Raw genomic sequence first — 25,822 nt, forward strand, 5'->3', positions numbered from 1 at the left:
CCTCAGCAGTTGGAGCAGAGACCGAAGAGCTCGATGTCGTGGCCTGCATCACGGAAGCCGTGCTCGGCGGCCACCTCGTCGGCCCACTTCTCGACGGCCTTGGCGCTGATCTCCACCGTCCTGCCGCAGCTGCGGCAGACCAGGTGGTGATGGTGGCCGTCGTCGGAGCACTGGCGATAGACCATCTCGCCGTCGTCGGTGCGGATTCCGTCCACCTCGCCAGCCTCCGCCATGGCCTGGAGCGTCCGGTAGACCGTGGCGAGGCCGACGGAGTCACCGGCGCTGCGCAGCAACTCGTGGAGCTGCTGGGCGCTGCGGAAGCCGTCCACCTCTGAGAGCAGCGCGCGGATCGCCAGTCGTTGGCGCGTGACACGCTGCGGTGTGCGGACGCGAGCAGTGCCGGTGCCGTGGGCCGAGTGGTCAGTGTTCGTCAAAGTGGTCTCCGTGCGGTGCGTGCCGGTGGCCGTCGTGCAGGTAGTCGACGTGGTCACCATGCTGGATGGCGATGTGGTCCGACGAGTGCGTGTGTGGCGGCTCGTCGCACACGACGTGGTCGTCGTCGAAGTGCTCGTCGTGCACCGAGACGGCATGGTGCCGGTGCAGCAGCGAGGTCAGTGGCCACGTCACCAGGAAGACCACGATGGCGCAGACGACGATGGTCGCACCCGAGGCCGTGTCCCAGTAGTAGGACCCTACCGTCCCGCCGAAGGCGACGAGCGCCCCGATCGCCATGGCGCCGAACAGGCTGTTGCGGAAGCTGACGAACAGGTTCTGGGCGGTGGCCACCGGGATGACCATCATGGCGCTCACCAGGAGCAGTCCCACGGTGCGCATGCTCATCGTCACGGTGATGGCGGCCAGGACCACCACCAGCAGGTTCAGCCACCGCACCCGCAGGCCCAGCACCTGCGCGAAGTCCTCGTCGGCACACACGGCGAAGAGCCGGGGATACAGGCCGACGCACAGGACGAGCACCACGGCGGCCAGGATGGCGACGACCACGACGTCCAGGTCGCTGATGGAGGTCAGCGATCCGAACAGGAACTGGGACAGGGCCCCGGCACCTTGCCCGCCGAGGCCGGCCATCATCACGCCGGAGGCCAGCCCACCGTAGAAGAGGACGGCCAGCCCCACGTCGCCGGTGGCTCGCCCCTGCTGGCGCAGCAGCTCCACGGCGACGGCCCCGGCAACGCAGACCAGGATCGCGAGTGGCAGGGGAGCGGTGCCGGTCAGGAAACTGAGGCCCACGCCGGCCACCGCCACGTGCCCGAGGCCATCGCCCAACAGGCTCAGGCGCCGCTGGACGATGTAGGTGCCGATGGCTGGCGACATCAGCCCGGACAGGAAGGCGGCGAGGACAGCCCGCTGCATGAAGGCTGCGGAGAAGATCTCGATCACCGGCTGGTCCTCGTCCTTCGTGGGGTGGGGTCGGGCAGTCTCATCGGATGGTGCGGCTCCTCGTCGGGCAGGTGGTGCAGCCCGGTGCCGGGCAGCAGGGGACCGTCGTGGATCACGAGGCCGTCGCGCAGGACGATCGAGCGGTCGATCAGGTCGGCCAGCGGACCCAGGTCATGCAGCACCACGAGAATGCCCAGACCCTCGGCCTCCAGACCGTGCAGAACTCGGGACAGGCCGCGCTGGGAGGTGGTGTCCAGCCCCGTCAGGGGTTCGTCGAGCACCAGCAGGTCGGGGCTGGTGCACAGGGCCCGGGCGATCAGGGCACGTTGCTGCTGCCCGCCGGACATGCGCAGGAAGGGCATGTCCTTGCGATCGCTGAGCCGTACGCGTTCCAGGGCGTCCTCGATGGCCTGCTTGTCCTTGCGGCGCTCCGGGATGAAGGGCGGCCGGTGCCCGAGCCGACCAGTGGCAACCACCTCGCGCACCGTCGCATTGGCCAGCTGCAGGCTGCCACGCTGGGGGACGTAACCCACCCGGTGCCAGTCATGGAAGGAGCGCAGCGGCGTCCCGAACAGTTCGCGCCCGCCGCGGGTGACGGGGTTGAGTCCGAGCAGGGCGCGTACCAGCGTGGTCTTGCCCGATCCATTGCCGCCGAGCAGTGCGACGGTCTCACCGGGCATGACTCGGGCGCTGACCCCGTTGAGGATCAGGTGGCCCTGCAGGTTCACGACCAGGTCACGCCCCTCCAGCAGGGGCGTGACCTCATCGTGTGGCTGGTGGGAGTGTGGGGCAGACGTCACTTGCATCCGTTCGCTGTCTTGAGGGCAGCCAGATTGGACTGCATGACCTCAAGATAGTCCTTGCCGCGCGAGGCGTCGGAGATCGTCGCGGTCGGGTCGAGCACGTCGGTCTTGAGCTTCAGGTCACGCGCAATGGCCTTCGAATGGGCTGGGGATGCCTGGTGCTCGTAGAAGATCGTGGTGATGCCGTGTTCCTTGGCCGCCTTCTGGATCTCGGCGATGCGGGCGGGCGACGGCTCGTCCTCGGTGGAGATGCCGGCGATGCCGATCTGCTCCAGTCCGTAGGCATGGGTCAGGTAGCCGAAGGCCACGTGGGAGACGACGATCTCCTTGCGCTGGCAGTTCTCGAGACCGGTGGAGAAGTCCTGGTCCAGGGCGGTGAGCTCCTTGGTGAGGGACTCTGCATTCGTCCTGAAGGCCTCGGCGTGGTCAGCGCTGCCTTCAGCAAGCTTCTTCTCGACGGCCTGGGTGATCTTGACCATGTTCTCGGGGTCCAGCCAGATGTGGGGGTCATAGGCGCCGTGCTCGTGCTCGGCGTGTTGCTCGGCGGTCTCGCCTTCGTGGCCCGCCTCGTCCTCGTGGGCATGCTCCTCGGCTTCCAGGGGCTCGACGAGGGTCATTGCGTCGATGACATTGGCCGGCTTTGACTGCTCCACGGCCTTGTCAATGGAGCTGGAGAAGCCCTTGATGTAGAGCACCAGATCGGCGTCGGAGAGCGAGGCGACCTGCTTGGGAGTCAGTTCGACGCTGTGGGCGTCGGCTCCCGGGTTGGTCAGGCTGACGACCTCGGCCGTGTCGCCGGCGACTCGCTCCGCGGCGAACTGCAGGGGGTAGAAGGCGGTGACCACCTTCAGCTCCTTGTCGTCCTTGCCGGAACCCCCGGAGGAGTCCTGGCCACAGGCAGACATGGCGAGCAGCGCCGTGCAGGCGGTGGCGGTGAGAAGTCGACGGGTCATGGTGCTCATGAGACTGATTATCAACTCTGATGAGAATGATTCCAAATTGGGTCGCGCTGGGTATCCTCGGCACCGTGATCGTGATCAATCGCTTCCGGGTGCCGCGCGCAGCCCGGGCAGGTTTCGAGGCCCAGGCCGCCGCCGCCGTGGAACTCTTCCAGACCAAGGAAGGGCTGATCGGCCTGGACCTGGTGCAGAACCTCGACGACGAGGAGCTGTGGAGCCTGGTGACCCGCTGGGAGAATGTGGGCAGCTACCGTCGGGCACTGGGCGGCTACGAGTCCAAGGTGACCATCGTGCCGCTGCTCAGTCTTTCCATCGACGAGCCCAGTGCCTACGACCAACCCGACGAGGTGGGTTCCAACCTGCCGCGTCTGGCCAACTGACCTGTCTGCACCGGATAGGGTTGCCGCAGCGTTTCCAGCCCGCCCCTGCGGTGCTGCGCGAACCCGACGTCATCCAGGCGTCGGGCCCATTGAGGACATGGAGTAGAAGTGGCACCGAGCACACTCGACAACGTCATCAGCCTGTGCAAGCGACGGGGATTCGTCTTCCCGTGTGGCGAGATCTACGGCGGCACCCGCGCGGCCTGGGACTACGGCCCTCTGGGCGTGGAGCTCAAGGAGAACATCAAGAAGCAGTGGTGGCGCTACATGGTCACGGGTCGTGACGACGTCGCCGGCCTGGACAGCTCGATCATCCTGCCCAAGCAGGTCTGGGTGGCCTCGGGTCACGTGGGCGTGTTCACCGACCCGCTGACCGAGTGCCTCAGCTGTCACAAGCGTTTCCGCGCCGACCACCTCGAGGAGGACTTCGAGGCCAAGCACGGCCGCCTGCCGGAGAACCAGACCGAGATCAACTGCCCCAACTGTGGCAACAAGGGCCAGTGGACCGAGCCCCGCGACTTCAACATGATGCTCAAGACCTATCTGGGCGTCCTGGAGGACGAGTCCGGCCTGCACTACCTGCGCCCCGAGACCGCGCAGGGCATCTTCGTGAACTTCAAGAACGTGGTCCAGACCAGCCGTCGCAAGCCTCCGTTCGGCATCGCCCAGGTGGGCAAGAGCTTCCGCAACGAGATCACGCCCGGCAACTTCATCTTCCGCACTCGCGAGTTCGAGCAGATGGAGCTGGAGTTCTTCGTGAAGCCCGGCGAGGACGAGGACTGGCACCAGTACTGGATCGACGCGCGCACCGCGTGGTACACCGATCTGGGTATCAACCCCGAGAACCTGCGCCACTACGAGCACCCGCAGGAGAAGCTCTCGCACTACTCCAAGCGCACTGTCGACATCGAGTACAAGTTCGGCTTCGCCGGCAGCGACTGGGGCGAGTTGGAGGGCATTGCCAACCGCACCGACTTCGACCTGAAGACCCACTCGGAGCACTCTGGCGTTGACCTGAGCTACTTCGACCAGGCCGCGGGCGAGAAGTACATCCCGTACGTGATCGAGCCCTCGGCCGGTCTGACCCGTTCGCTGATGGCCTTCATGGTGGAGGCCTACACCGAGGACGAGGCTCCCAACACCAAGGGCGGCGTCGACAAGCGCACGGTGCTGAAGCTCGACCACCGTCTGGCGCCGGTCAAGGCCGCCGTGCTGCCGCTGAGCCGCAATGAGGACCTCTCGCCCAAGGCACGCGATCTCGCGGCCCAGCTGCGTCGCAACTGGAATGTGGACTTCGACGACGCACAGGCCATTGGCAAGCGCTACCGCCGTCAGGACGAGATCGGCACCCCGTACTGCATCACCGTCGACTTCGACACCCTCGAGGACAATGCGGTGACGATCCGCGAGCGCGACACCATGACCCAGGAACGCGTGGCGCTCGATCAGGTGGAGGGCTACCTCGCCCAGCGCCTGATCGGCTGCTGACCTGCAGGCCCGGAAGCGGCGCCGTCCCCACTGGGGGGCGGCGCCGTTTGCATCCCCGAGCCCGTCGAGGGTGTCTCAGGAACTGCTGCTGGCGGCTGCGCGCTCCTTCTCGCGAATGAGATCGAGGGCGATCACTGCCCCCAGCGTTCCGGCACGGAGCGCGACGGGCAGGTCGGGCGAGAAGGAGAGCACATAGCGTTCCTTGCCCAGGAAGGCCGCACCGATGCCGGGATAGCTACGTGAGACCTGGGCAGCGACGCCTCCGTCGCCAGTCACCTCGAACTCGCGTTCCCAGAAGCTGCCCTGCAGGCTCAGGTCTCCGAGACTTGTGTGGACCACCAGGTGCTTGGTGAACAGGGTGAACTGCTTGACCACCTCCGCGAAACGCTGGCCCTGTGCGTCGAGCAGGTCGAAGGTGTCGCGCCCGAAGTTGGGCACGTCGTCCACCACCATCACCACCTCGCCGCTCGGTTCGGCAATGCTGAGTTTGCGTGACCCGAGGAAGGCGCGGGCCAGACCGGCATGTTCGGTGAGGATCTGTCCCACCTGTGTGCCGTGGGGGTCCATCAACTGGAAATCATTGCGCAGCCAGCTGGTCACCTGGTCAATCACCAGTACGTCATTGTCGAGGATCGCCATGCCCCATGGTTCCACGCACCAAGCTCACCGGTGGTGGTCACTGAAGGCGATGAATTCTTTGAATCGCTGTACAGCAAGGAAAGTGCAACCAAATACAGGTCTGGGCCGTATTGAGGTCAAGAGGGCAGCAGCCGCGGCCCGACGCCGAAGGAGATCGCCATGACCAGCATCCGCAACCAGCGCAGCACCGTCCTTGCCGCACTTGCCATCATCGCCACGACTGGTCTGGTGGGATGTGGGAGCTCGGCTGCCTCTCCCACACCCAGCGAGACGGAGGCGAGCGTCAGTCAAGCCCGTGAGACCCAGGCGCCCGTGACCCAGGCCCCCGAAACCGAGGCCCCCGAAACCCAGGCCCCTGTGACCCAGGCTCCAGTGTCTTCCGCTCCTGCAGCGAGCAGCGCCGCTCCCGTGACACTCGACGCGACGATCGGCAAGCCGTCGGACGCAGCGACCCAACTGGCGGACACCACGGCTGAGTTCCAGGAGTACATGTCGAAGCGCGTGCAGGAGCTTGGCGCTGACTGCACGCAGCAGGTGAGCGTCACGGTGGACCGCTTCTGGCAAACCGGTCTGGCCACCGGCTCCGTGGGTGGCTGCGACAACGCCCAGGCGCTGTGGTTCCAGGACGAGGCCAGCGGTCAGTGGAAGGAGTACGGATACCAGTCCGTGGACCCGTGCTCCGAGATCGAGGCCAAGGGCGTGCCCGCCAGCGCGTCGGTGACCGGACTGGTGTGCACCGACGAGGGAAGCACTACGCCCGTGCCGTACCCGGGCACCGCGGCCTGAGCGGACCGCACAGCCGCAGTCGCGACCCGACTGGGGGCGGGTCGCGACTGCGGCGCTCGGTCAGTCCCCGGCGGGGGACTGGGCCCTGGGGAACTGGGCCGTGGAGGACTGGGCCTGTCTGAGGATCTGGATGATGCGGGGCCGCAAGGTCTCGACGCTCACCACCTCGTCGATGGAGCCGACCTCGACGGCGCGGTGCACATTGTGCACGCCGTCGAACTCGGCGGCGACGGTGGAGATCATCTCGGCACGCACGGTTTCGCGCAGCTCCGCGAGCTCCGCCTGCAGCGGCACCCGAGCTGCCTCGTCGGCCTGCTCGATGCGCGCCTTCACCTCCACCAGACGTGGGTCGGCCTCGACTCGCTTGGTGACCTCACGGTTGAAGACGACGGCGGCCGCCGGGGCCCCACCGATCACCGAGGCGTAGGAGCCCTCCAGCGCCAGCACGGTCATCTTGTCGTTCAGCGCCTTCGAGAAGACGACGAAGGCGCCGCCGTGATAGCGGCTGATCACTGTGAAGACGATGGGACCGTCGAAGTTCACCATGGCCCGGCCGATCTCGGCGCCATATTCCAACTGGAGGTTGCGCATGCTCTCGGGGGACCCGTCGAAGCCGGACAGGTTGGCCAGCACCACCAGCGGGCGATTGCCGGAGGCGGCATTGATGGCCCGTGCTGTCTTCTTGGAGGACCGGGGGAAGAGGGTTCCGGCGGTGAAGGAGTCCGGCCCGTCGGCGGGAAGCAGGCCCGCACGGGGCGTCGGCTTCGACTCGATGCCCACCAGGCAGATCGGCATGCCACCGATGGTGGTGTCGAAGACCACCGAGGTGTCGGCATCGGCCATGCCCGCCCAACGCTCGAGCGGCTCGTGGTCGAGGTCGGCCACCGCGCGCATCACGGTACGAATGTCGAAGGGCTTCTTGCGGTCGGGATTCCGGTCGGCGCTGAAGATCTCCGCGACGGTGGAGAAGTCGCTGCCCTCGCAGGAATGCGGGGCGAGGCCCATGTTGCGAGAGTCTTCGTCGGTGGTGGGGATCTCCCGCGGACGGCTCTCGCCGGGCGCCACATAGGTGTGTTCGTAGTGACGCATCAGGATCTGCTGGGCCCCGGCAAGGTCGTCGGCCCAGTACTGTGCCTGGCCGTTCGGGCCCATGATGCGGTCGTAGCCACCGATGCCATAGTTGTCCTCGGCCGAGACGCCTCCGGAGAAGTCCAGCGACTGCTTGCCGGTGAGCACCATGGCGCTGTCGGGCGTCATCACCAAGATGCCCTTGGTGTGCATCAGCATGGTGGCCTCGGCATTCCAATAGGGCTGGGCCCCCACATTGATGCCGGCGACGATGACATTGATCTCGCCACCGTCCTGGGTGAAGTTCACGATGCGGCGCAGTGCGTGGGCGACGGCGTCCATGTTCTCGGTGCCGGACTCCATGGAGATGCGCGCGCCGGAGCTGAGGGTGAACCAGTCGACGGGGAGCTGCTCCCGCTCGGCCAGGTCGATGGCGGCCACGATCCGCTCGGCCTCCGCGCCGCCGATGGAGCCCAGCGACTTCAGTGGGTCGCCGAACAGGACGATGCGGCGCACACCCTGCGGGTGGATCGGCGTGGGCGTGGAGACGTCCGCGACGATGATGCCGGCGGTGTTGAGGCCGGGCTCTCGATCGGCCGGCACCAGCGCTCCCGACTCGTCCAGGTCGAGCTCGACGGCGCTTCCCCGTGAACTGGCCACCAGTCCGAACAGCTCGTAGGGGTAGACCAGGCCGCGACGGCGGGCGCGCAAGACCTTCTCGTCATAGGCATTGATCGGTGCGAGCGGCTCGGTGGTGGGGTCCTGGATCTGGAAGCGGACCCCAAAACCTGGCTGCAGGCTGAATCGAACCACGGTGGGAACCGGTTCGCCTCCGGGCGTGCGTGTCACGCGACCCTGGACGCACACCTCGGTGATGCCCGCATCGGCGGTGATCGGTGCCAGGGTCCGTTCCAGCTGGCCGAGATTGCGCAGGTCCAGGTCATGGTCACCCCAGACATGGATCCACACGTGATTGTTGTCCAGCTGCCCCTTGCTCGCGCCGGTGCGGGCACGCCGGATGGCTTCGGTTGCCTGCACCAGGGCACGTTCCAGATGGGGCATGGCGGTGACCTGTCCGGCGTCATCACGCAGCACGCTCAGACGCCGTACCTGGGACAGCGCGACCAGACGCGTGTCATCCGGATTGCTGTGCGCGGTGGCTCGCAGCAGCACGGTGCTGCCGGGTGCCTCCAGCCGTTGCAGATCGAAGTTCGTCAGGCGCTTGAGGTTGAGTTGGCGGCCGACCATGGGGTGCTGGCCGCGCTGCACGCGTTCCTCGGTGAGGTCATCGTCCGTCGGACGCAGGGTGAAGTAGGACACCTCGCCGTCAGTAGGCAGGACGCAGACCACGAGGCGGCGTAGCTCCGTGATGAGTCCGGTGGCCCGGGCCCGGGCCATGATGTCGCTGGCCAGCTCCTCGGTGGGTAGGTCCGTCTCGGTCTGCAGGTACAGGTCAACCACCGCGTCATGGGCCGCAGGCCGTTCGGCGACGAGGTGCTGGAGCAGTGCCGTCAGCGCGGAACCGGAGGTGAACTCGTCGAGGCTTGCGACGGTGGACACCAGCCACGTGGGTTGGTCGTCGATCGTGTACGCGGCGGTGACCAGCGGGCGGCCGTCCCGGGCCGTCTCGGTCACGTCATGAAGCCCGTGCCCGCGGTAGTGCCGCTGCGCCAGGATGCCGAGCAGCGGTTCCTCCCCGGTTTCGGCGATCAGGGCCATCGGCGACATGAATCCAACGAGACGGTCAGGGGCCTGGACGAGCTCCTCGACGACGGCCTGACGGGTGTCGCCGTCGGGAAGCGACCTGAGGTGGCCGAGCAGCTCAGGAACCTGGGACAGTGCGGTGCTGCGCTGCGCCTCCAGAGCGGGCCGGTCGAACCAGGCGAACCGGATGTTGCGCGCCAGGTCGCCGATGCGCGGGAAGCGGCGCTGGGTGGCCACCACCAGGCGATCGAGGACCGTCCTGGTCTGGGTGCCGGCCTCGCGGGGACGCTCGTCGGTGGCCCACTGTTGCAGCAGCCCGGTGACCACCTGCAGCGCGGGCGTCCAGCGCTGTTGCAGCAGGAAGAGGCGGAAGACGGCCTCCTCGAGCTCGGGTGTGGGTTCCAGACTCGTGACGCCATAGTGGGCCAGCACCGTGGTGAGCCGGTCGGCGAAGTCCTGGGGCAGGTGTTCACGCTCCACGTCCAGGCTGTGCAGATAGCGCTGGAAGAACTCGCGAGTGGTGTGCACCCGGTCGGCGGGACGGCCAGGCGCATCGTCGGTGTGTGTTCGGTCGGGTTGGTTGCGGTGCAGTTCCACGACGTCGGAGAAGACCTGCAGCAACTCCGCTTCGGCTGTCACCGCACCGGAACTGTCGGGGCGCTGGGCCAGGTAGCGCTGCAGGGGCAGCGCCGGGTCCTCGACGTCGAAACCCAGCAGGACCTGACGAAGGCTGACGAGGGCTCGGGACGGGGTGTCGGGCTGCTCCTCTGCCGCGGGCAGGTCGAGCGTCACCTCTGGAGTGCCTGGCTCGGCAAGGGGGTCGTCATCCAACGGCTCCAGCCGGACCAGGGGGGCGCCGGTCTCCACCTGACTTCCGGCCCGGACGGCGACCTCCTTGACGCGCGCGGCGAACGGAGCGGCGATGATGGTCTCCATCTTCATGGACTCGAGCACCAGCACGCGATCGCCAGCCGCGACGACATCGCCCTCAGCCACCGGTGTGGCCACCACCAGGGCGGGCGCCTGCGAACGCAGCACACCGCCCTCGTCGCGGCTCACACGGTGCACCTGGCCATCGACCTCGATGGTCTGGACCGGGCCGGGATGGCCGAGCAGCACCCGATGCGTGCGGTCGGCAATCGACAACCGGGCGGTGAACTCGTCCAGACGCACGAAGCCTGTCAGAACGGTGCTGTACTCGTCCGCTGCGCCGAGCCGGACCTCGAAGTCATGCGGGCCCACCCGCAGGACGCGCACCTGATGGGTGGTTCCGCGGAGCTTGAGGTCGATGGGGCGGCCCAGTTCGTGGTTCGCCAGCGGCCGTCCACGGCGTGCGGTGTCCAGGAAGCGTGCGCGTTCCACATCCTCCGCAGCCAGATAGGCCTCGATGCCCGCAATGACGAGCGCCGCGCCGGAATGGGTGGAGCGCTGCAGGCCACCGGCGGCGCGAGTGCGGTCGATCCAGCCGGTGTCGGCCCAGCCGTCGGGTCCGGATCCGTCGACCACGGCGGGCTGGTCGAGCAGGTCGAGCACGAAGGACTTGTTGGTGGTGCCGCCGTCGATCACCACGTGGGTGTCGGCCATGGCACGGCGGAGCCTGGCCAGCGCCTCGTCCCGCGTCGCCCCGTGCGCGATGACCTTGGCGATCATCGAGTCGAAGTCGGCCGGGATCGTGTCGCCTGCCTCGACGCCCGTGTCCACGCGGATCCCCGGGCCCTGGGGGAGCACGAGGTGCTGGATGTGCCCCGGGGCTGGTGCAAAGTCGCGGTCCGGGTCCTCGGCATTGAGGCGGGCCTCGATGGCATGGCCGATCTCGACAGGCTTCTCGCCGTCGAGGGTGCCTCCGCTGGCGACGTGGAGCTGCAGCTTCACCAGGTCGGTGCGGGTGGTCAGCTCGGTGATCGGGTGCTCCACTTGGAGACGGGTGTTCACCTCGAGGAAGGCGAAGAGCTCTTCCTCGGGTTGGTAGAGGAATTCCACGGTGCACGCGCCCCGGTAGCCGACCCGGACGGCAAGGCGTTCGGCGCTGGCCTTCACCTCGGCAACCTTGTCGGCGCTGAGCAGGGGAGAGGTGGACTCCTCGATGACCTTCTGGTTGCGGCGCTGCACGGTGCAGTCGCGCACGCCCAGGGCCCAGGCTGTCCGGCCGTCACTGATCACCTGCACCTCGACGTGTCGGGCACCGGTGACCAAGCTCTCGAGGAAGACAACGCCGGAGCCGAAGGCTCGTTCGGCCTCGCCCCGGGTGCGCTCGAAGACGTCGCGCAGGTCGGCATCGCAGGTGACCTTCTGGATTCCGCGGCCGCCACCGCCCGCCGTGGCCTTCAGCATCAGCGGGTAGCCGATGCGGTTGGCCATCGCGAGGGCCTCGTCGAGGCTGTCGACGGCACCATCGCTCCACGGGGCGACGGGCACGCCCACCTCCTGGGCGATGAGCTTGGAGCCGATCTTGTCGCCCAACTGGCGCATCGCGTCCGCACTCGGACCCACGAAGGTGATGCCGAGCCGGTCGCACAGGTCGGCGAAGGCGGGGTCCTCGGCGACGAAGCCCCAACCAACCCAAGCGGCGTCCGCGTGGGTCTCCCGAAGAGCACTTTCGAGGAGCTGGAGGTTGAGGTACGGGCGCGTGCTCGCAGGGCCCAGGTCATGGGCGATGTCTGCCTCGCGCACGAACATGGCATCGGACTCGGCCGTGGTGTGCAGCGCGATCACCGTGATCTGGTGCTGCCCCGGGTGCTCCGCGTTGAGCTCGCGTACCGCGTGGATCAGCCGCATGGCGGCCTCACCCCGGTTGACGATGGCAAGGCGGCTGATCGTGCGAGTGGGGGTGGGCATGCGTCCTCCGGGCTCAGAAAGTGCGAACACCGCGACGCTAGTCCTGTGGGAGCCTCCAACCACGAATGGAAATCCGCAGAGTCGCAGGGTCATTCTTGGTGGGATCCCTACAAAGACGGGTCGGCGCGGTTCGGTTCGCCCTGCTCCCAGTCAGATTGCCGACTCATGCAGCTTCGGTCCAGACGGATGTCGGTCCGAACACTGGGTCAGCGCACTGCGGCGCGTCGGGGCGGCCCAGCTCCAGCGTGCGGCTGGGCGTGACGAGATACCGGAAACCGAGTGGTGACTGCCACAGGAGGACGCCGGGTAGGGGTTGCTGAACCCGCCATCCGGAATGTGTCTTGGCGCGGTGCGTCGAACGGCTCAGGGGTGCGAGGTTGTCCGGATGCGTTGGGCCCCCGATTCGCCGCCATCGTTCGGGCGGGGACTCGTCGGCATCCCCGGATGGGCCAAGCCAAGGGACCGTGTGATCCAGATCAAGACCGCCCGAGGTTCGGTGGGACCAGGGGAAGGCCTCGAACTCGTTGCGGAGCTCCACTGCCTCACGCATGGTCGGCGGGCACTCGTAGGCATCGCTGGCCACCTGGTGGTTCTGGTCGATGACGGGTCTGATCGTTACCCGGTGGTGCCCGAACAGGTCGTGCGCCCACTCGGCCAGCGTGGCTCCAAGATCGCGGGAGCGCATCAGCCCTTCGCCGTTGGCCAGGGTGAGGTCCGTGAGATGCACCGCAACGTGAGCCCGGGGGAGAAGAGCATCGGGGTCCACGGTGACGGTTCCACAGGCGTGGCCAGCCTGTCCCCGACGATCACAGATCTGCTCGAAGTCCTCGGTCGGTGGCAACTGGTCCAGCAAGGAAGCCTGGATCAGTTGCAGCGCCTGGGCCGGACGGCCGAGGATGCCCAAGGCCCGTGCCCTTCGGGCAGCCTCGGGTTCCTGGCTACCGCCGTCGGCAAGGATGCGCGCCAAACGGTCCACCTGGGCGTCGAGGACGATCGCGTCGGGTGCGTCAAGCACGGCAGTGAGGGCGGTAGTGCCTTCGCCGGCAGCATCAACCCACACACCTCGGGCGTCACGGGCGGCTGCTCGCCGCCGATCGCTCAGTTCGGGATCAAGGCGGTCCAGGACCAGTCCTTCCACCAACCTGCGGATACGGGAAAAGCCCATGCCATCGATCTGTGCGTGCAGCTCACGATCGACCAGGCCCGCCTGCTGCTGATCGAGCTCTTGGGTCCAGGTGGCGATCCGCCGTGCCTGCCAGACGGGCAGTCCACCCGACATCACGCGCGACCACAGACAGGGCATTCGGTGCCGCAGGTCCAAGGCGTTCGAGATCAGACATTGCCCCTCAGACGGGGGCATGTGCAGTGCAGCAGCCAACTCCAGTACGCAGTGTTCGGCAACCTCGGGCGTTCCGTCGGAACCCAGGCGAACAGGACGTTCCCGTCCCGGCAGGCTGGGCGTGCTGTCGTCGGTCCACGAGTACAGATCGGCGAAGTGCGCGGCCAGTGCCAGCTCCCTGGCCTCGGAGGCCAGGCGCGCGGCCCGCTCCTGTCGCATGGCCTCGAGGCAGGACAGGGCATCAACCGGCGTGTCCTCTGCGGTGGTTGGCGTCGTGCCCCACTGTGCCGTCATGTCCACCCCCTGTTCAATTGCGATCTGCTCGATTGCGAGGTCTCACCCCGCTGGCCGTTGTTGGCCAGGGTGCTGACCCCAGAATCGACTCGATCACCTGTTCTAATAATAGTGTCTGTGGGTGACTTGGACAAGTGCCCGCTGAGGTGGGAAATCGCCTGCATCGCACGGTCGCGGCGGGGAGCGGCATTGGTGGGAAAGGCATTGGCTGGTGAATGCGGAGGAGACCGATGAGCTTGGCGGTGCGGTTGGCAGTGCAGCCTGTGGGCGCGCTCGTGGTGAAGTCTCCCGATGTAGCGCGCCATTTTCGATCAGGGTTTTGTCCCAGGCCGCAACTACAGTTGGTCCGGCCGGTGGCGCCCCACCGGTGAGCGAGATCCTGGAAGTGAAATCTGTGAGCGTCTATCCGCCCCTTCGCCTGTCGGCACCCAGCAAGACCGATGCCGTCGTCGTCGAGACTCCCGTGGTGCTGGCCCCGATGGCCGGCATCACCAACCGCGCCTTCCGTCAGCTGTGCGCCGAACAGGGCGCGGGGCTCTACGTGTGCGAGATGCTCACCAGTCGCGGCATCGTCATCCAGGACCGCAAGACCAAGAAGATGCTCGGCTTCGCGCCCAACGAGAAGGTCCGCAGCGTCCAGACCTACGGCGTCGACCCGGAGATGGTGGCCCGCGCCACCCACGTCCTGTGTGACCAGTACGGGGTCGACCACGTCGACCTGAACTTCGGCTGCCCTGTGCCGAAGGTGACCCGCAAGGGTGGCGGAGGCGCCCTGCCGTGGAAGCAGGACCGTTTCCGCGCCATCCTGCGCGCCGTGGTCAAGGCCGCCGACAGCTATGGCGTCCCGGTGACCATGAAGACCCGCAAGGGCATCGACGACGACCACCTGTACTACCTGGATGCGGGGCGGATCGCGCAGGAGGAGGGGGCTGCCGCCATCTGTCTGCATGCCCGCACCGTGGGCGAGGCCTATTCCGGGGAGGCCGACTGGGATGCCATCGCACGCCTGGTGGAACACGTCGACATCCCGGTGCTGGGCAATGGCGACATCTGGGAGGCCAGCGACGCCATGCGCATGATGGAGCAGACCGGCGCTGCGGGTGTCGAGGTCGGACGGGGCTGCCTCGGCCGCCCCTGGCTCTTCCGCGACCTGGCCGATGCCTTCGCCGGGCGCCAGACGCAGACCAGGCCGACGCTGGGTGAGGTCGCGGCGATGGTGCGTCGTCACGGCGAACTGCTCGCGGAGATCATGGGGGAGAAGTACGGTCTCACCGATCTGCGCAAGCACATGGCCTGGTACTTCAAGGGCTTCCCGGTGGGTGGTGAGCTCCGCCACCAGCTGGCGATGATCAGCGACTTCGAGACCTTCGACGGGCTGCTGGCGCAGCTCGACCACGACGCCCCCTTCCCCGAGATGGAGCTGGGCAAGCCCCGTGGCCGCCAGGGGACCCCGCGCGCGAAGGTGATCCTTCCCTACGGCTGGTACGACGACACGAGCGGACTGGACCTCGAACTCGACGAGGATGACGCCGCAGGTTCTGGAGGCTGAGATGTGCAACCAGTGTGACGACCCGAACAGCACGACGCCGCACGCGTCGGACGCGCCCGATGCCCCGGCGCCAGAGGTGATGCCCCGAGCCGTTGCCTGGGCGCAGACCATGCACGGACACGGCGACGAGGACGTCGTGCGGGCCCACCGGGACTCGCACGCCACGATGCAGACCGGTCCGGTGCTCGGGCGCGAGGCGCGTGAGGAACGCGAGGCCCTCACACTCCGCCCAGGCGCCACCTTGGCCCGAGGCGCAGGGGATCGCGCCGTCGAGGAAGAACCGGACAGCGAACGCACCTGCTTCGAGCGCGACCGTGACCGGATCGTCCACTCGCCCGCCTTTCGTCGCCTGGCAGGAAAGACGCAGGTGGTGGTCTACCCGACCGACCACCAGCGCACCCGTCTGACCCATGCGATCGAGGTGGCACAGGTGGCCACGTCCATTGCCCGCGGAGTTGGCGCCAATGTCGCCCTGGCCGATGCCATCGCCCTGGGCCACGACTGCGGTCATGGTCCGGGTGGGCATGCCTCCGAAGATGCCTTTGACGCCTTCATCCTGGAGGGTTATGACCACGGCCCGTGGGGTGCGAACGTCGTGCTCACCGACCTGAACCTCTGTCTGCAGACCCTCGACGGGATCCGCAACCACTCGTGGAGTCGCCCGGCGCCGGGCACGATCGAGGGCGAGATCGTCAGCTGGAGCGATCGGATCGCCTACTGTGCCCATGATCTGGAGGACGCGATCCACGCTGGCATCGTGACCCTCGACGACCTACCTGAGGAGGTTGCGGCGATCGCAGGGGTGGGGCGGCGTGCCCAGCTGGGCACCTTCATCCGAGCCGTGATCCAGACCACCAACCACACCGGCCAGGTCGGGATGGACGCTGAGACCGCCTCGGCTCTGGCCGCGCTGCGCAGATTCAACTACGAACGCATCTACACACGGCCCGACTCAGTGGCCCAGTCCCATGCCGTGGTGGAAGTTCTTCGAGGACTGGTGGAACGCTATGTCGCACGTCCGGAGCTGATGCCCGCGGACTACCGCTGGGATGACATCGTTCGAGGTGCCGTCACCTATGTGGGTGGCATGACCGATCGCTTCGCCTTCGAACAGGCAGAGAACCTCTTGGGGTGGAGCAAGGACCGGCTGCCCCGAGGCATCGGCCGGGGAGCCTGACGGGTCGCAACCATCAAGCAACCCTCAAGGTGATGGGTGCGCGACGCGCCGAACAGGACCTATCGTGATGCCGTGCTGCGATCGGGGGATCGCGGGCAGGACCGAGGGGGTGTGCAGACATGGCGGCCGCGCCGAAGAAGAAGTCCGATCCGACCATCGTGATCGTGTTGATCATCTGCATCCTGGTGGGCATGTGGCAGGGCGCCCGCGGTCTGGTGCACGGCGCCTCCGCAGGGGAGCGGAGCCGATCCGATGTCATCTCGGTGGAGAATGCGCGCACCTTGAATGGCAGTCTGAGGGTCAGCACGTCGATGTGCAGTGACACGTCCGGTCTGGATTCGGTGCGCTACCGGGTGGAGGACTCGACGGGTCGCGAGGTGGCCAAACAGCAGTCCAGCTATGTCGCGGGGCGTCTGCGACAGACGGCGAACCTGGGCACGGGACTACCGGCCGGGCGCTATCGCGTGGAAGTCGCCTGCCTGAGCAATGGCCAGCCCACGGGTGAGACCAAGAGCACGCATGTCACCGTCGGTGAAGCGAAGAACCATCGCCCCGCAGACCTCCCGCGCACGGGAGACTGAACCTCTCAGTCGGTTCGCGCCAAGTGATCGGTTGCCCTCCGATCAGGGATGCAGTCGTTCGCGCAGATCGTCGGGCAGCAGGCGCCCCGCACGCATCAGCCGGTTGGCCATCACCACGGTGAGGTTCTGGCCGGCCATGATGCCCACCAGCACCAGCAGCTGGGCCGCGCCGGCCTGCAAGGCGGATCCGCCGCCCAGCAGGACGCCGACGAAGGCGCCGGGCAGCGTCACCAGGCCCACGGTGCGGGTCGTGTCCAGATTGGGCACCAGCGCGTCGGGGACGGTGCGTCGGGTGACCAGTTCGATGGCCTCGTGCCGCTGAAAGCCCAACGAGAGGGCTGCCTCATAGGTGGGGATGTTCTCGCGCAGAGCCGAGAACTGCCGACGCCCGAACAGGGTGTGCGCCGTCATCATGTTGCCGATCACGATGCCCGCCAAGGGGATCAGCGCGGCACCGGTGAAGGGCGATGCGCCCACGCCGAAGATCACCAGCAGTACGGGTACGACACCACAGGCCATCGCCAGCGCGGTCCAGGGCCAGGACGACCCCACACCAGTGCGCTTCACGGTCGTCCGCACGGCGACGGCGAGCATGACCAGGCTGAAGGCCAGGGCGAGCCAGACATTGCGCAGGGCACCCACGATGATCAGGGAGACCGCGGCGAGTTGCAGTGCTGCGCGGACGGCAGCCACGACGCTCTGCCGGGCCAGCCCAACCCGGCCCCACCAGGATGTGGCTGCGGCCAGCGCCACCAGCAGGACCAGGGCCAGCACCAGTTGCCATCCGGGTTCGACGATCACCGGGCAAGTCTATGACTCGCACACCGGCGGGCGGGCAGGCAGCGCGACGGCGATACACTCCCTCCCATGGCTGGCCGGATCAACGACGAGGACATTGCACTCGTCCGTGAGCGTGCGCGCATCGACGACGTCGTGAGCGCCCACGTCACGCTGAAGCCGGCTGGTGGTGGATCGCTCAAGGGACTGTGCCCCTTCCACGACGAGAAGACGCCCAGCTTCCAGGTGACGCCAGCCCGGGGCTTCTACTACTGCTTTGGCTGCGGCGAGGGCGGCGATGCGATCACCTTCGTCCAGAAGATCTCCAACCTCAGCTTCACCGAGGCCGTGCAGCAGCTGGCTGACCGGACCGGCGTCCAGCTGCGCATCACCGACGACGGTGGTCCTCGCCAGGAACCCGGCCTGCGCGTGAGGATTCTCGAGGCGAATGCTGCCGCCGAGGAGTTCTACCGTCGCCAACTGATGGGACCTGCTGCTCTGGCGGCGCGGCAGATGCTCGACGGGCGCGGTTTCGACCGGGCTGCCGCGGAGCACTTCGGGGTCGGTTATGCCCCGCGCGGTGGGCGGGAACTCAAGAACCACCTGAACCGGATGGGCTTCAAGGACGCCGAGCTGGTCAAGGCCGGGTTGATCCGCGAGCACGGGCACGACTTCTTCCAGGGAAGGGTGCTCTGGCCGATCCGCGACTCCGGCTCGGCCGTGCTGGGTTTTGGCGCGCGCAAGCTCTTCGACGACGACCGGATGCCCGCGAAATATCTGAACACCCCGGAGACGCCGGTCTACAAGAAGTCGCATGTGCTGTATGGGCTGGACCTGGCGCGTCGCAACATCGGCAAGAAGTCCCAGGCCGTGGTGGTGGAGGGCTACACCGACGTGATGGCGGCGCACCTGTCTGGCGTCGACACGGCCGTTGCCTCCTGCGGCACCGCCTTCGGCGATGACCATGCCCGTCTGCTGCAGCGACTGATGGGCAACCAGGGTGCCTTCTCCGGCGAGGTGGTCTTCACCTTCGACGGCGATGCAGCCGGCCAGAAGGCCGCGCTCAAGGTCTTCAGCGGTGACCAGAACTTCATCGCACAGACCTATGTCGCCATCGAACCGTCAGGCCTGGACCCGTGCGACCTGCGTCTGCAGCACGGCGAGGCAGCGGTGCGTGAGCTGGTTGGCCGACGGGTACCGCTGTACCGATTCGTGATGGAGAACACCCTCAAGTCCTATGACCTGGACCGCGTCGACGGCCGGTTGCAGGCCCTTCGTGCCGCGGCACCCCTGGTCACCTCGATTCGTGACACCTCCTTGGTCAACGGATACCTGCGCGAACTGGCGTCCCTGCTGGGGATGGACATCGACGAGGTCCGCGCCGAGGTGACCCGCGCCAGGCGTCGGCAGCAGCACGACCCACAACGCGGCCGCCGTGAGGAACCAGCTCCGGAACCGGTGCAGGAGGATCGGGGGCACGCAGATCAGGCGACTCCGTGGCCAGATCCCCGGGATCGGCTCCTGGGGGTGGAGCGCGGCACCCTGAAGTTGATGCTGCAGCACCCGACGCTCTTCGACACGGCCTGGAACCATGTCCGGCCCGAGGACTTCAGCCACCCCGCTTATCGAGGGGTCTTCGAGGCGATCCAGCAGGTTGCGTGGGTGCCGGAGCACTGGGCTGAGCAGGTGCGCCAGGCCACGGCAGATCCGGTGGTGCAGCAACTGGAGATCGCCCTGCTCGTCGAGCCAGTTCTGCGCACTGCCGACGAGGCCTATGCCACGGCCTACGCGTCGCGTCTGCAACTGTTGGGGGTGGAGCGGGAGATCAAGGATCTCAAGAGCCGGCTGCAGCGAACCAACCCGTTGGAACATGAGGCGGAGCACAAGCGGCTGTTCTCGACACTGCTGGAGCTCGAGGTCAGGCGCAAGCAGCTGCAGCAGGCCTCACTCGGAGCCCTGGAATAGCCGGGCCTGGGGGAATCGGGCACTGGGAGTAGCGGCCGACCCGCATGTGGCAAGGTCAGCGAGGAATCATGTGTTGTCCGGGTGCGGACTCCACAGATTGTCCGTCACCGCCCCGTCCGGGGCCCGGGCGCACGAGGATCGAGTCATGACCCAGATGACGAAATCAGTCCTGCCCAACCTGCTGACTGCCGACGACGAACGAGCCCTGGCTCGACGCATCGAGGCCGGTGTCCTGGCCCAGGCAGTGATCGACGGCAATTTTCCCTGGCCCCTCGGCGCGAGCTCCCGCGAGCTGGAGCTCATCGTGATTGACGGTGAACAGGCCTGGCACCAGTTCATCCTGGCGAACCTGCGGATGGTCTTCCTGCTGGCGGGTCGAGGGGCCCGACGCAGTGGGACCGACAAGGATGAGTTCGTCCAGGAGGGTGCTGCCGCTCTGGCCGAGGCGCTGCGCCGCTTCGATCACCACCAAGGCATTCGCTTCTCGACCTATGCCACCCCTTGGGTGCGCAATGCGATCCATCGGCACGTGATCATGCGAGGCGGCCTGAGTGACCGTCCGGTCTGGCAGGAGCTGTGCGCGCGTCGCGTTGCGCGAAGCAGCAGTGAACTTGCCCTCCGACTGGGCCGCCAACCCAGCGCCCATGAGATTGCGGACGACCTCCAGCTGTCAGTGGAGCTCGTCGAGCGACTCCAGGCCTATCGGGTTCCCGTCTCGCTGGATGACGTCGAACGGGCACTGCAGCTGAGCTGTCACGAAGCGGACCGGGACATGCCCTGGCAGGGCTGCTGGCGTCCCGAATGGTTCAGCCTGCTCGGGTCACGGGAGCGAGAGGTGTTGGCCCTGCGCCACGGCCTCGATGACGGCATCGAGCGGGAACGTCCCGAGGTGGCCCGCGTGATGGGCATCTCCGTGAGCACCGTGCGACGCGCCGAGATGAGTGCCCTGAGGCAGGCCCGCGACCTGCTGGGGGATGGCCGGACTGCGGCCTGACGCTGAGGAGGCACAATGGACGACATGCCCCTGTTCTCCCGCAAGCCCACGTCCAAGGATGAACCCGCCCGACGTCCGGATCCGGCGGTCCTGGCCAGCTACCGGGACCAGACCGGGGACAGGCGCACACCCTTGGCCCAGGCTTCTGGGCCGCGGATCGACCTGCTGGGTTTCACTGACCTCTTTGCCGTGCGATATGCGGCGCAAGATTGGCAGATGATCGGGTGGCACCAGGTTCGTTCGGGCGGTTGGAAGGCTGAACGGGAGGAACTGCACTGGCGCCTGCTCGACGGTTCCGCCGGGGCCTTCCACCTGACCTCGATGGGCGCCTTTCCCGGGCTCTTCCGGGAACGCGTCCAGGCATCGATCGTGGTGGAGGACCGCTTCGAGGTGCCAACCGGCGGAATGGTCCTGCTGGCAGCGCGTCGTGACCTGGGCCAGGCGCAGCCAACCCTCGAGTGGACTGTGGACGCGGTGCGGGGGGCGTCACTGGACGACCCTGAGGTGAAGGATCTGGCCGATCGTGCCCTTGCCAGACTCCGTGCCGATTATGACTTTTGAGGAAAGCTGTGTAATGTTTCATCTCGCGCACGGCGCTGATCCCCTGTAGCTCAATCGGCAGAGCATCTGACTGTTAATCAGAGGGTTACTGGTTCGAGTCCAGTCGGGGGAGCCAACCAAGACCCGCCTCACTAGTGAAAACACTGGTGGAGGCGGGTTTTGTGCGTCACACGGATTCGAGTTCGGCGATGTCCTGTTCGGACAACTCCACCTGTCGTGTGGCGACATTCTCGTCCAGGTGCTCCAGCGAGCTGGTACCCGGGATCAGCAGGATGTTCGGAGCGCGGTGCAGCAGCCAGGCCAGGCCCACCTGCGCCGGTGTGTGGCCAGTTCGTTGAGCGACGGACTGCACCTTCTCGGCCTGGTCCACGCGGGGGAACCAGCCGAAGGCAGAACCCAAGGGGAAGTAGGGCACATAGGCCACGCCCTTGTCCCGGCAGAGAGTCAGGGTGGGCTCATCGCTGCGGTGACGCAGATTGTAGGCATTCTGAACCTGAACCGCTCCCGCGGCGATGCCCTGTTCTGCCGGTCCAGCGTCACGGTTGAGACACCGAAGGCCTCGATGGCGCCCTCGTCCACGAGGCGTCGCATCGCGTCGAGTTGCTCGTCGTAGGGAACGGGAATGTAGTCGGCGGGGGAGTGATCGTCCTTGGGCATCACCCGAAGATTCACCACGTGCAGACGGTCGACGCCCAGGTGCTCGAGGTTCGCGTGGGTGTCCGCGATGAGCGCCTCGGGTGTCTGCGAGGAGAGCCAGGCGCCGGACTCGTCACGGTGAGCGCCCACCTTGCTCACCAGAACCAGGTCGTCGGAATAGGGGTGCAGGGCCTCGCGGATCAATCGATTGCTCACGTACGGGCCGTAGAAGTCGCTGGTGTCGATGTGGTTGACGCCCAGCTCCACTGCTCTGCGCAGGACCGCCAACGCCCCCTTTGGATCGGCGGGCTCGCCCATCACGCCGGGGCCGCAGAGCTGCATCGCCCCGAATCCGATCCGGTCCACGCTGTGGCCGGCCATGGTGAAATGACTGTTCATGCGGGAAATGCTGGCACCGAGCCCTCATCGTGTCATTTCAACCGTCGGGTCAGAACTGCTCCCGGCGTGGCTGGGAAATGCGTTGCGCCATCGGGCACCGGGCCAGCAGACTGCAGCCATGCAACCAGCCGCGTCCAACCTTGTCCTGCGCAAGCCCACGCCGGCCGACGAGCAACCGGTGGCCAACCTGCACCGGCAGCTCGAGGCCGACGAGTTCTCCTTCGTCCTGGCATCCGGGCCGTGGCTGCAGATCCTGGAATGGATCGCCCGGGAATCGGCGGGCGACGACCTTCCACCGGGGCGAGTGCGCTCGGACTTCCTGCTGGCAGAGGTGGATGGACAGGTGGTCGGCCGGGCCTCCATCCGGTATGAACTCAACGACTTCCTGTACCGGATCGGCGGCCACGTCGGTTACGCCGTGGGGCCGGACTTTCGCCGCCGCGGTCATGCGACCGAGATCCTGCGGCAGTGCGTCCAGATCCTCAACGATGCTGGCGTGGATCGTGTCCTGGTCACCTGCGACGACGACAATGTGGCCTCGGCGCGCACCATCGAACGGTGCGGAGGGGTGCTGGAGAATGTCGTCGAGCACGAGGACGGCACGCCCAAGCGGCGCTACTGGATCGGATGAGTCATGCCACGCGTGATCCGCGCGGTGAGGAAGCCACCGGCTGGGTGGTCCACGAGATGGTCAGAGGCGGCTGACATGATGGCGGCATGACCCAGGTACAGGTGATCCGGCCCCGCGGCGTGGCCCTGAGCGACCAGGCGAAGCTGCAGGTGCGACGCACGCTGCCCAACCGGGAGCGGTCCTTCGTCGGGGCCTGGTGTTTCGTCGACCACTACGGTCCTGACCCCATCCGGGAACGCAGCGACGGGATGGACGTGCCTCCGCATCCGCACACGGGCCTACAGACGGTCTCGTGGCTCTTCGATGGCGCGCTGGAGCATCGTGACTCGGGCGGTGTGCATGCCGTCGTGCGGGCGGGCGAGATCAACCTGATGACCAGCGGGCACGGCATCACTCACAGCGAGGTCACCACGCCCGAGACCACCGTCCTGCACGGTGTGCAGCTCTGGATCGCCCTCCCGGAACGCTTCCGCGACACGGCTCGAGCCTTCCAGCACCACGCACCCGTTGCGCAAGCACTTCCCGGCGGGCAAGCGCTGGTCTTCATCGGATCGCTGGCGGGCATCGACGAGTCCCCGATCGTCACCCACACGCCGCTGTTGGGGGCCGAACTGCGTTTGGCGCCCGGCACCGACCTCCGGCTGACGGTTGATCCCTCCTTCGAGCACGCCCTGCTGGTTGACCGGGGCACCGTGACCTTCCAGGGACAGCCGTTGGAGCGCGGAGAGCTCGGCCTGGTCGACGACGGGTTGAGTGCGTTGACCATCACCGTCGGCGACGAGTCGACCCGGCTGGTCCTGCTGGGCGGCGAGCCCTTCGATGACGAGATCGTCATGTGGTGGAACTTCATCGGCGGAGATCACGAGTACGTGGCCCTGGCGCGGGAGCAGTACGAGGCCGGCCACGAACGGTTCGGCTCCGTGGAGGGCTATGTCGGCGCGGTAGATCGCATCCCGGCGCCGCCGCTGCCCCCGGGGAGGCTGAGGCCGCGCGGCCGGTGGGGACGCGCCTGACGCCGCTCGTGCGAGATACTTCGCCGGTGCCCTCTGCGACCCCTCGACTTCGCCCCGCCCAGACCTTGCTGCTGGGTTCCCTGCTGTTCGGTCTGTTCTTCGGCGCGGGGAATCTGATCTTCCCCGTCTCGCTGGGCCTCCAGGCAGGTGGTGCGGTGACTCCGGCCGTGCTGGGCTTCCTGGTGGCCGCGGTCGGGTTGCCGATCCTGGGCGTGGTGGCCTCGGCCCTGGCTGAGTCCTCCAGCCTGCTGGAACTGGCCTCCCGGGTTGCGCCCTGGTTCGGCATCGCGTTCACCTGCGCCCTCTACCTGACCATCGGCCCCTTCTTCGCCATTCCACGCACGGCGACGGTCTCCTACGAGATGGCCTTCGGCGGCCGCACCGCCGGAGGCGGTGAACACGTCGCGCTGGCCCTCTTCACGGGCGTCTTCTTTGCCGTGGTGCTGGCTGCGGCCATGCGGCCCGGACGACTCCTCGACTACATCGGTCGCTTCCTGACCCCGGTCTTCCTGGTCCTCCTGGCGATCCTGCTGGTGGCAGCCTCGGTCAAGGGCGGAAGCGTGGCTCCGCCGGCCATCGCCCCCTATGTGGGTCATGCCGCCAGCCAGGGAATCCTGGATGGATACAACACCATGGACGCGCTGGCCTCCCTGGCCTTCGCCATTGTCGTCATCGAGTCGGTGCGCGGGCTGGGCGTTCGGGCCCCCGGGCGGATCGCCGTCGAGCTGAGCAAGGCCGGCGTCATCGCCGCGGTCGCCATGGGCGTGATCTACTCCGCCCTGGCAGTTCTGGGATCAAGGTCGACGCACCTCGTCGCGCGCGACGAGAACGGGGCCGTGGCGCTCTCGGCTGTCGCCGATGCCACCTTCGGTCCGCTTGGACACTGGCTGGCGGCGCTGATCATGCTGGTCGCCTGCCTCAAGACGGCCATTGGGCTGGTCACCGCCTGTGCCGACATGTTCGCCACGATGTTTCCAGGCCGCTTCGGGCAGCGGCAATGGGCGGTGGCCTTCACATCCGTGTCCTTCGCTCTGGCGAATGTGGGTCTCGACGCCATCATCGGGGCATCGATCCCGGTGCTCCAGTTGCTCTACCCACTGGCCATCTGCATCATCGTGCTGGGCCTGCTGGATCGCTGGGTGCGCAACCGCGTGTGGGCGTGGCGACTACCGATCCTGCTGGCCGGGCTGGTGTCACTCGCCACGGTGCTGCGCATCTGGGAGTGGCAGGTCTTCGAGGGCATGGCGCTGGGAGGCAGGACGCTCCTGCCGGGGCTGCAACTCGGCTTCGGCTGGGTGCTGCCAGCCGTCATCGGCCTTGCCATCGGCCTGCTGCTGCCCGCACGACGAAGCTGACGGATTCCTGTGTGGGCGTGTCGCTGGTTGGTCTGGCATCCCCCGTCTGGTTAGCGTCTCAGGATGATCCCTCTCGAACTGTCAGTGCCGGACCAGAGGTTCGGCCGTGGGACGACGGACGATCGCGAAGACTCCCGTGGCCGTGGCCAGCAGTTTTCCGTCGGATTCGCGGGTCAGACTCCCGTCGACGTGGGCGAGCGTTCGGCCCAGTCTGCGCACCGTCGCACTGGCGAGCAGCGTGTCGCCGATCCTTCCCGCCGCGAGGTAGTTCACCGTCAGTGAGCTGGTGACAGCCGCCTGGTGCGATGGCAGGTGGAGAATGACCGTGCCACCCATCACGGCGTCGAGCATGGATGAGATGAGCCCGCCGTGGATCCCGCCGGCGACATTGGCGTGATGCTCACGGGTGGTGCAGCGCACTACTCCGTCATCCCAGACGATGCCGTTGTGCGTTCTGAAGGGGGCAACCATTGCTTCGTTCACCTGCCCGA

General features: G+C 67.1%; 21 protein-coding genes, 1 tRNA gene and 1 pseudogene. 13 read left to right on the forward strand and 10 right to left on the reverse strand.

Going from position 1 to position 25,822, the window contains the following annotated elements; genetic code table 11:
- Positions 1 to 2: 2 nt before the first annotated feature.
- From ACTQ49_RS07810 to ACTQ49_RS07825, 4 genes are read right to left on the reverse strand one after another with little or no spacing between them, the layout of a single operon-like run.
- A complete protein-coding gene (locus tag ACTQ49_RS07810; protein ID WP_441827282.1) occupies positions 3 to 434 on the reverse strand; it encodes a Fur family transcriptional regulator in 432 nt (143 codons plus the stop codon).
- Positions 421 to 1,395, reverse strand: coding sequence for a metal ABC transporter permease (locus ACTQ49_RS07815; RefSeq protein WP_441827315.1), 975 nt, complete (start codon positions 1,393 to 1,395; stop codon positions 421 to 423). Before ACTQ49_RS07815 ends, ACTQ49_RS07810 begins: the two co-directional genes overlap by 14 nt.
- Positions 1,395 to 2,198: a metal ABC transporter ATP-binding protein gene (locus ACTQ49_RS07820; RefSeq protein WP_441827283.1), complete on the reverse strand. Its 804-nt coding sequence runs from the start codon at positions 2,196 to 2,198 to the stop codon at positions 1,395 to 1,397. Before ACTQ49_RS07820 ends, ACTQ49_RS07815 begins: the two co-directional genes overlap by 1 nt.
- Positions 2,195 to 3,163, reverse strand: a complete 969-nt coding sequence (locus ACTQ49_RS07825) for a metal ABC transporter substrate-binding protein (RefSeq protein WP_441827284.1) — start codon at positions 3,161 to 3,163, stop codon at positions 2,195 to 2,197. Before ACTQ49_RS07825 ends, ACTQ49_RS07820 begins: the two co-directional genes overlap by 4 nt.
- Positions 3,164 to 3,189: 26 nt before the next feature.
- On the opposite strand from ACTQ49_RS07825, the gene ACTQ49_RS07830 reads away from it, so the two are divergent.
- The gene (locus ACTQ49_RS07830; RefSeq protein WP_441827285.1) at positions 3,190 to 3,540 is read left to right on the forward strand and encodes an antibiotic biosynthesis monooxygenase family protein; all 351 of its coding nucleotides are present in this window, start codon (positions 3,190 to 3,192) and stop codon (positions 3,538 to 3,540) included.
- Between the two features lie 108 nt (positions 3,541 to 3,648).
- Positions 3,649 to 5,028: a glycine--tRNA ligase gene (locus ACTQ49_RS07835; RefSeq protein WP_441827286.1), complete on the forward strand. Its 1,380-nt coding sequence runs from the start codon at positions 3,649 to 3,651 to the stop codon at positions 5,026 to 5,028.
- A gap of 75 nt (positions 5,029 to 5,103) precedes the next feature.
- Here the strand turns inward: ACTQ49_RS07835 and ACTQ49_RS07840 are convergent, their stop codons facing one another.
- Positions 5,104 to 5,667 carry an LURP-one-related/scramblase family protein gene (locus tag ACTQ49_RS07840; RefSeq protein ID WP_441827287.1) on the reverse strand — a complete coding sequence of 188 codons (564 nt, stop codon included), beginning with the start codon at positions 5,665 to 5,667 and terminating at the stop codon, positions 5,104 to 5,106.
- 159 nt (positions 5,668 to 5,826) lie between these two features.
- Between ACTQ49_RS07840 and ACTQ49_RS07845 the strand changes: the two genes are divergently transcribed.
- Entirely contained in the window at positions 5,827 to 6,453 is a 627-nt protein-coding gene (locus ACTQ49_RS07845; RefSeq protein WP_441827288.1) for a hypothetical protein, read from the forward strand.
- 60 nt (positions 6,454 to 6,513) lie between these two features.
- Here the strand turns inward: ACTQ49_RS07845 and ACTQ49_RS07850 are convergent, their stop codons facing one another.
- Both ACTQ49_RS07850 and ACTQ49_RS07855 read right to left on the reverse strand, forming a co-directional pair.
- Complete coding sequence (locus ACTQ49_RS07850) at positions 6,514 to 12,060, reverse strand: ATP-binding protein (RefSeq protein ID WP_441827289.1); 5,547 nt, start codon at positions 12,058 to 12,060, stop codon at positions 6,514 to 6,516.
- 163 nt (positions 12,061 to 12,223) lie between these two features.
- The gene (locus ACTQ49_RS07855) at positions 12,224 to 13,693 is read right to left on the reverse strand and encodes a DUF222 domain-containing protein (protein ID WP_441827290.1); all 1,470 of its coding nucleotides are present in this window, start codon (positions 13,691 to 13,693) and stop codon (positions 12,224 to 12,226) included.
- A 376-nt stretch (positions 13,694 to 14,069) separates the two neighbouring features.
- Here ACTQ49_RS07855 and dusB point away from each other — a divergent pair, with 376 nt between their 5' ends.
- The 3 genes from dusB (at position 14,070) to ACTQ49_RS07870 (ending at position 17,000) form a co-directional block, all read left to right on the forward strand.
- Positions 14,070 to 15,242 (forward strand): tRNA dihydrouridine synthase DusB, encoded by a 1,173-nt coding sequence (gene dusB / locus ACTQ49_RS07860; RefSeq protein ID WP_441827316.1) that lies wholly within the window; start codon positions 14,070 to 14,072, stop codon positions 15,240 to 15,242.
- A gap of 109 nt (positions 15,243 to 15,351) precedes the next feature.
- Positions 15,352 to 16,419 carry an HD domain-containing protein gene (locus tag ACTQ49_RS07865; RefSeq protein WP_441827317.1) on the forward strand — a complete coding sequence of 356 codons (1,068 nt, stop codon included), beginning with the start codon at positions 15,352 to 15,354 and terminating at the stop codon, positions 16,417 to 16,419.
- 119 nt (positions 16,420 to 16,538) lie between these two features.
- A complete protein-coding gene (locus ACTQ49_RS07870) occupies positions 16,539 to 17,000 on the forward strand; it encodes a hypothetical protein (RefSeq protein WP_441827291.1) in 462 nt (153 codons plus the stop codon).
- Between the two features lie 42 nt (positions 17,001 to 17,042).
- On the opposite strand, the gene ACTQ49_RS07875 is transcribed toward ACTQ49_RS07870, so the two are convergent.
- A complete protein-coding gene (locus tag ACTQ49_RS07875; RefSeq protein ID WP_441827292.1) occupies positions 17,043 to 17,801 on the reverse strand; it encodes an ABC transporter permease in 759 nt (252 codons plus the stop codon).
- Positions 17,802 to 17,867: 66 nt separating this feature from the next.
- On the opposite strand from ACTQ49_RS07875, the gene dnaG reads away from it, so the two are divergent.
- From dnaG to ACTQ49_RS07895, 4 genes are all read left to right on the forward strand, one after another.
- Complete coding sequence (dnaG, locus tag ACTQ49_RS07880) at positions 17,868 to 19,742, forward strand: DNA primase (RefSeq protein ID WP_441827293.1); 1,875 nt, start codon at positions 17,868 to 17,870, stop codon at positions 19,740 to 19,742.
- A gap of 145 nt (positions 19,743 to 19,887) precedes the next feature.
- Entirely contained in the window at positions 19,888 to 20,736 is an 849-nt protein-coding gene (locus tag ACTQ49_RS07885) for a sigma factor (RefSeq protein ID WP_441827294.1), read from the forward strand.
- Positions 20,737 to 20,751: 15 nt separating this feature from the next.
- On the forward strand, positions 20,752 to 21,297 hold the full coding sequence (locus ACTQ49_RS07890) for a hypothetical protein (RefSeq protein WP_441827295.1): 546 nt from the start codon (positions 20,752 to 20,754) through the stop codon (positions 21,295 to 21,297).
- Between the two features lie 39 nt (positions 21,298 to 21,336).
- Positions 21,337 to 21,412, forward strand: a tRNA-Asn gene (locus ACTQ49_RS07895).
- A 51-nt stretch (positions 21,413 to 21,463) separates the two neighbouring features.
- On the opposite strand, the pseudogene ACTQ49_RS07900 reads toward ACTQ49_RS07895, so the two are convergent.
- Positions 21,464 to 22,332, reverse strand: a pseudogene (locus tag ACTQ49_RS07900) (oxidoreductase).
- A gap of 118 nt (positions 22,333 to 22,450) precedes the next feature.
- Between ACTQ49_RS07900 and ACTQ49_RS07905 the strand changes: the two are divergent.
- From ACTQ49_RS07905 to brnQ, 3 genes are all read left to right on the forward strand, one after another.
- Positions 22,451 to 22,963 (forward strand): GNAT family N-acetyltransferase, encoded by a 513-nt coding sequence (locus ACTQ49_RS07905; protein ID WP_441827296.1) that lies wholly within the window; start codon positions 22,451 to 22,453, stop codon positions 22,961 to 22,963.
- Positions 22,964 to 23,049: 86 nt separating this feature from the next.
- Positions 23,050 to 23,976 (forward strand): pirin family protein, encoded by a 927-nt coding sequence (locus ACTQ49_RS07910; RefSeq protein ID WP_441827297.1) that lies wholly within the window; start codon positions 23,050 to 23,052, stop codon positions 23,974 to 23,976.
- 26 nt (positions 23,977 to 24,002) lie between these two features.
- Positions 24,003 to 25,331, forward strand: coding sequence for a branched-chain amino acid transport system II carrier protein (gene brnQ, locus ACTQ49_RS07915; protein ID WP_441827298.1), 1,329 nt, complete (start codon positions 24,003 to 24,005; stop codon positions 25,329 to 25,331).
- 81 nt (positions 25,332 to 25,412) lie between these two features.
- On the opposite strand, the gene ACTQ49_RS07920 is transcribed toward brnQ, so the two are convergent.
- On the reverse strand, positions 25,413 to 25,814 hold the full coding sequence (locus tag ACTQ49_RS07920; RefSeq protein ID WP_441827299.1) for a PaaI family thioesterase: 402 nt from the start codon (positions 25,812 to 25,814) through the stop codon (positions 25,413 to 25,415).
- Between the last annotated feature and the right edge of the window lie 8 nt (positions 25,815 to 25,822).

This window comes from Luteococcus sp. Sow4_B9 (assembly GCF_052116585.1).
Classification (GTDB): domain Bacteria; phylum Actinomycetota; class Actinomycetes; order Propionibacteriales; family Propionibacteriaceae; genus Luteococcus.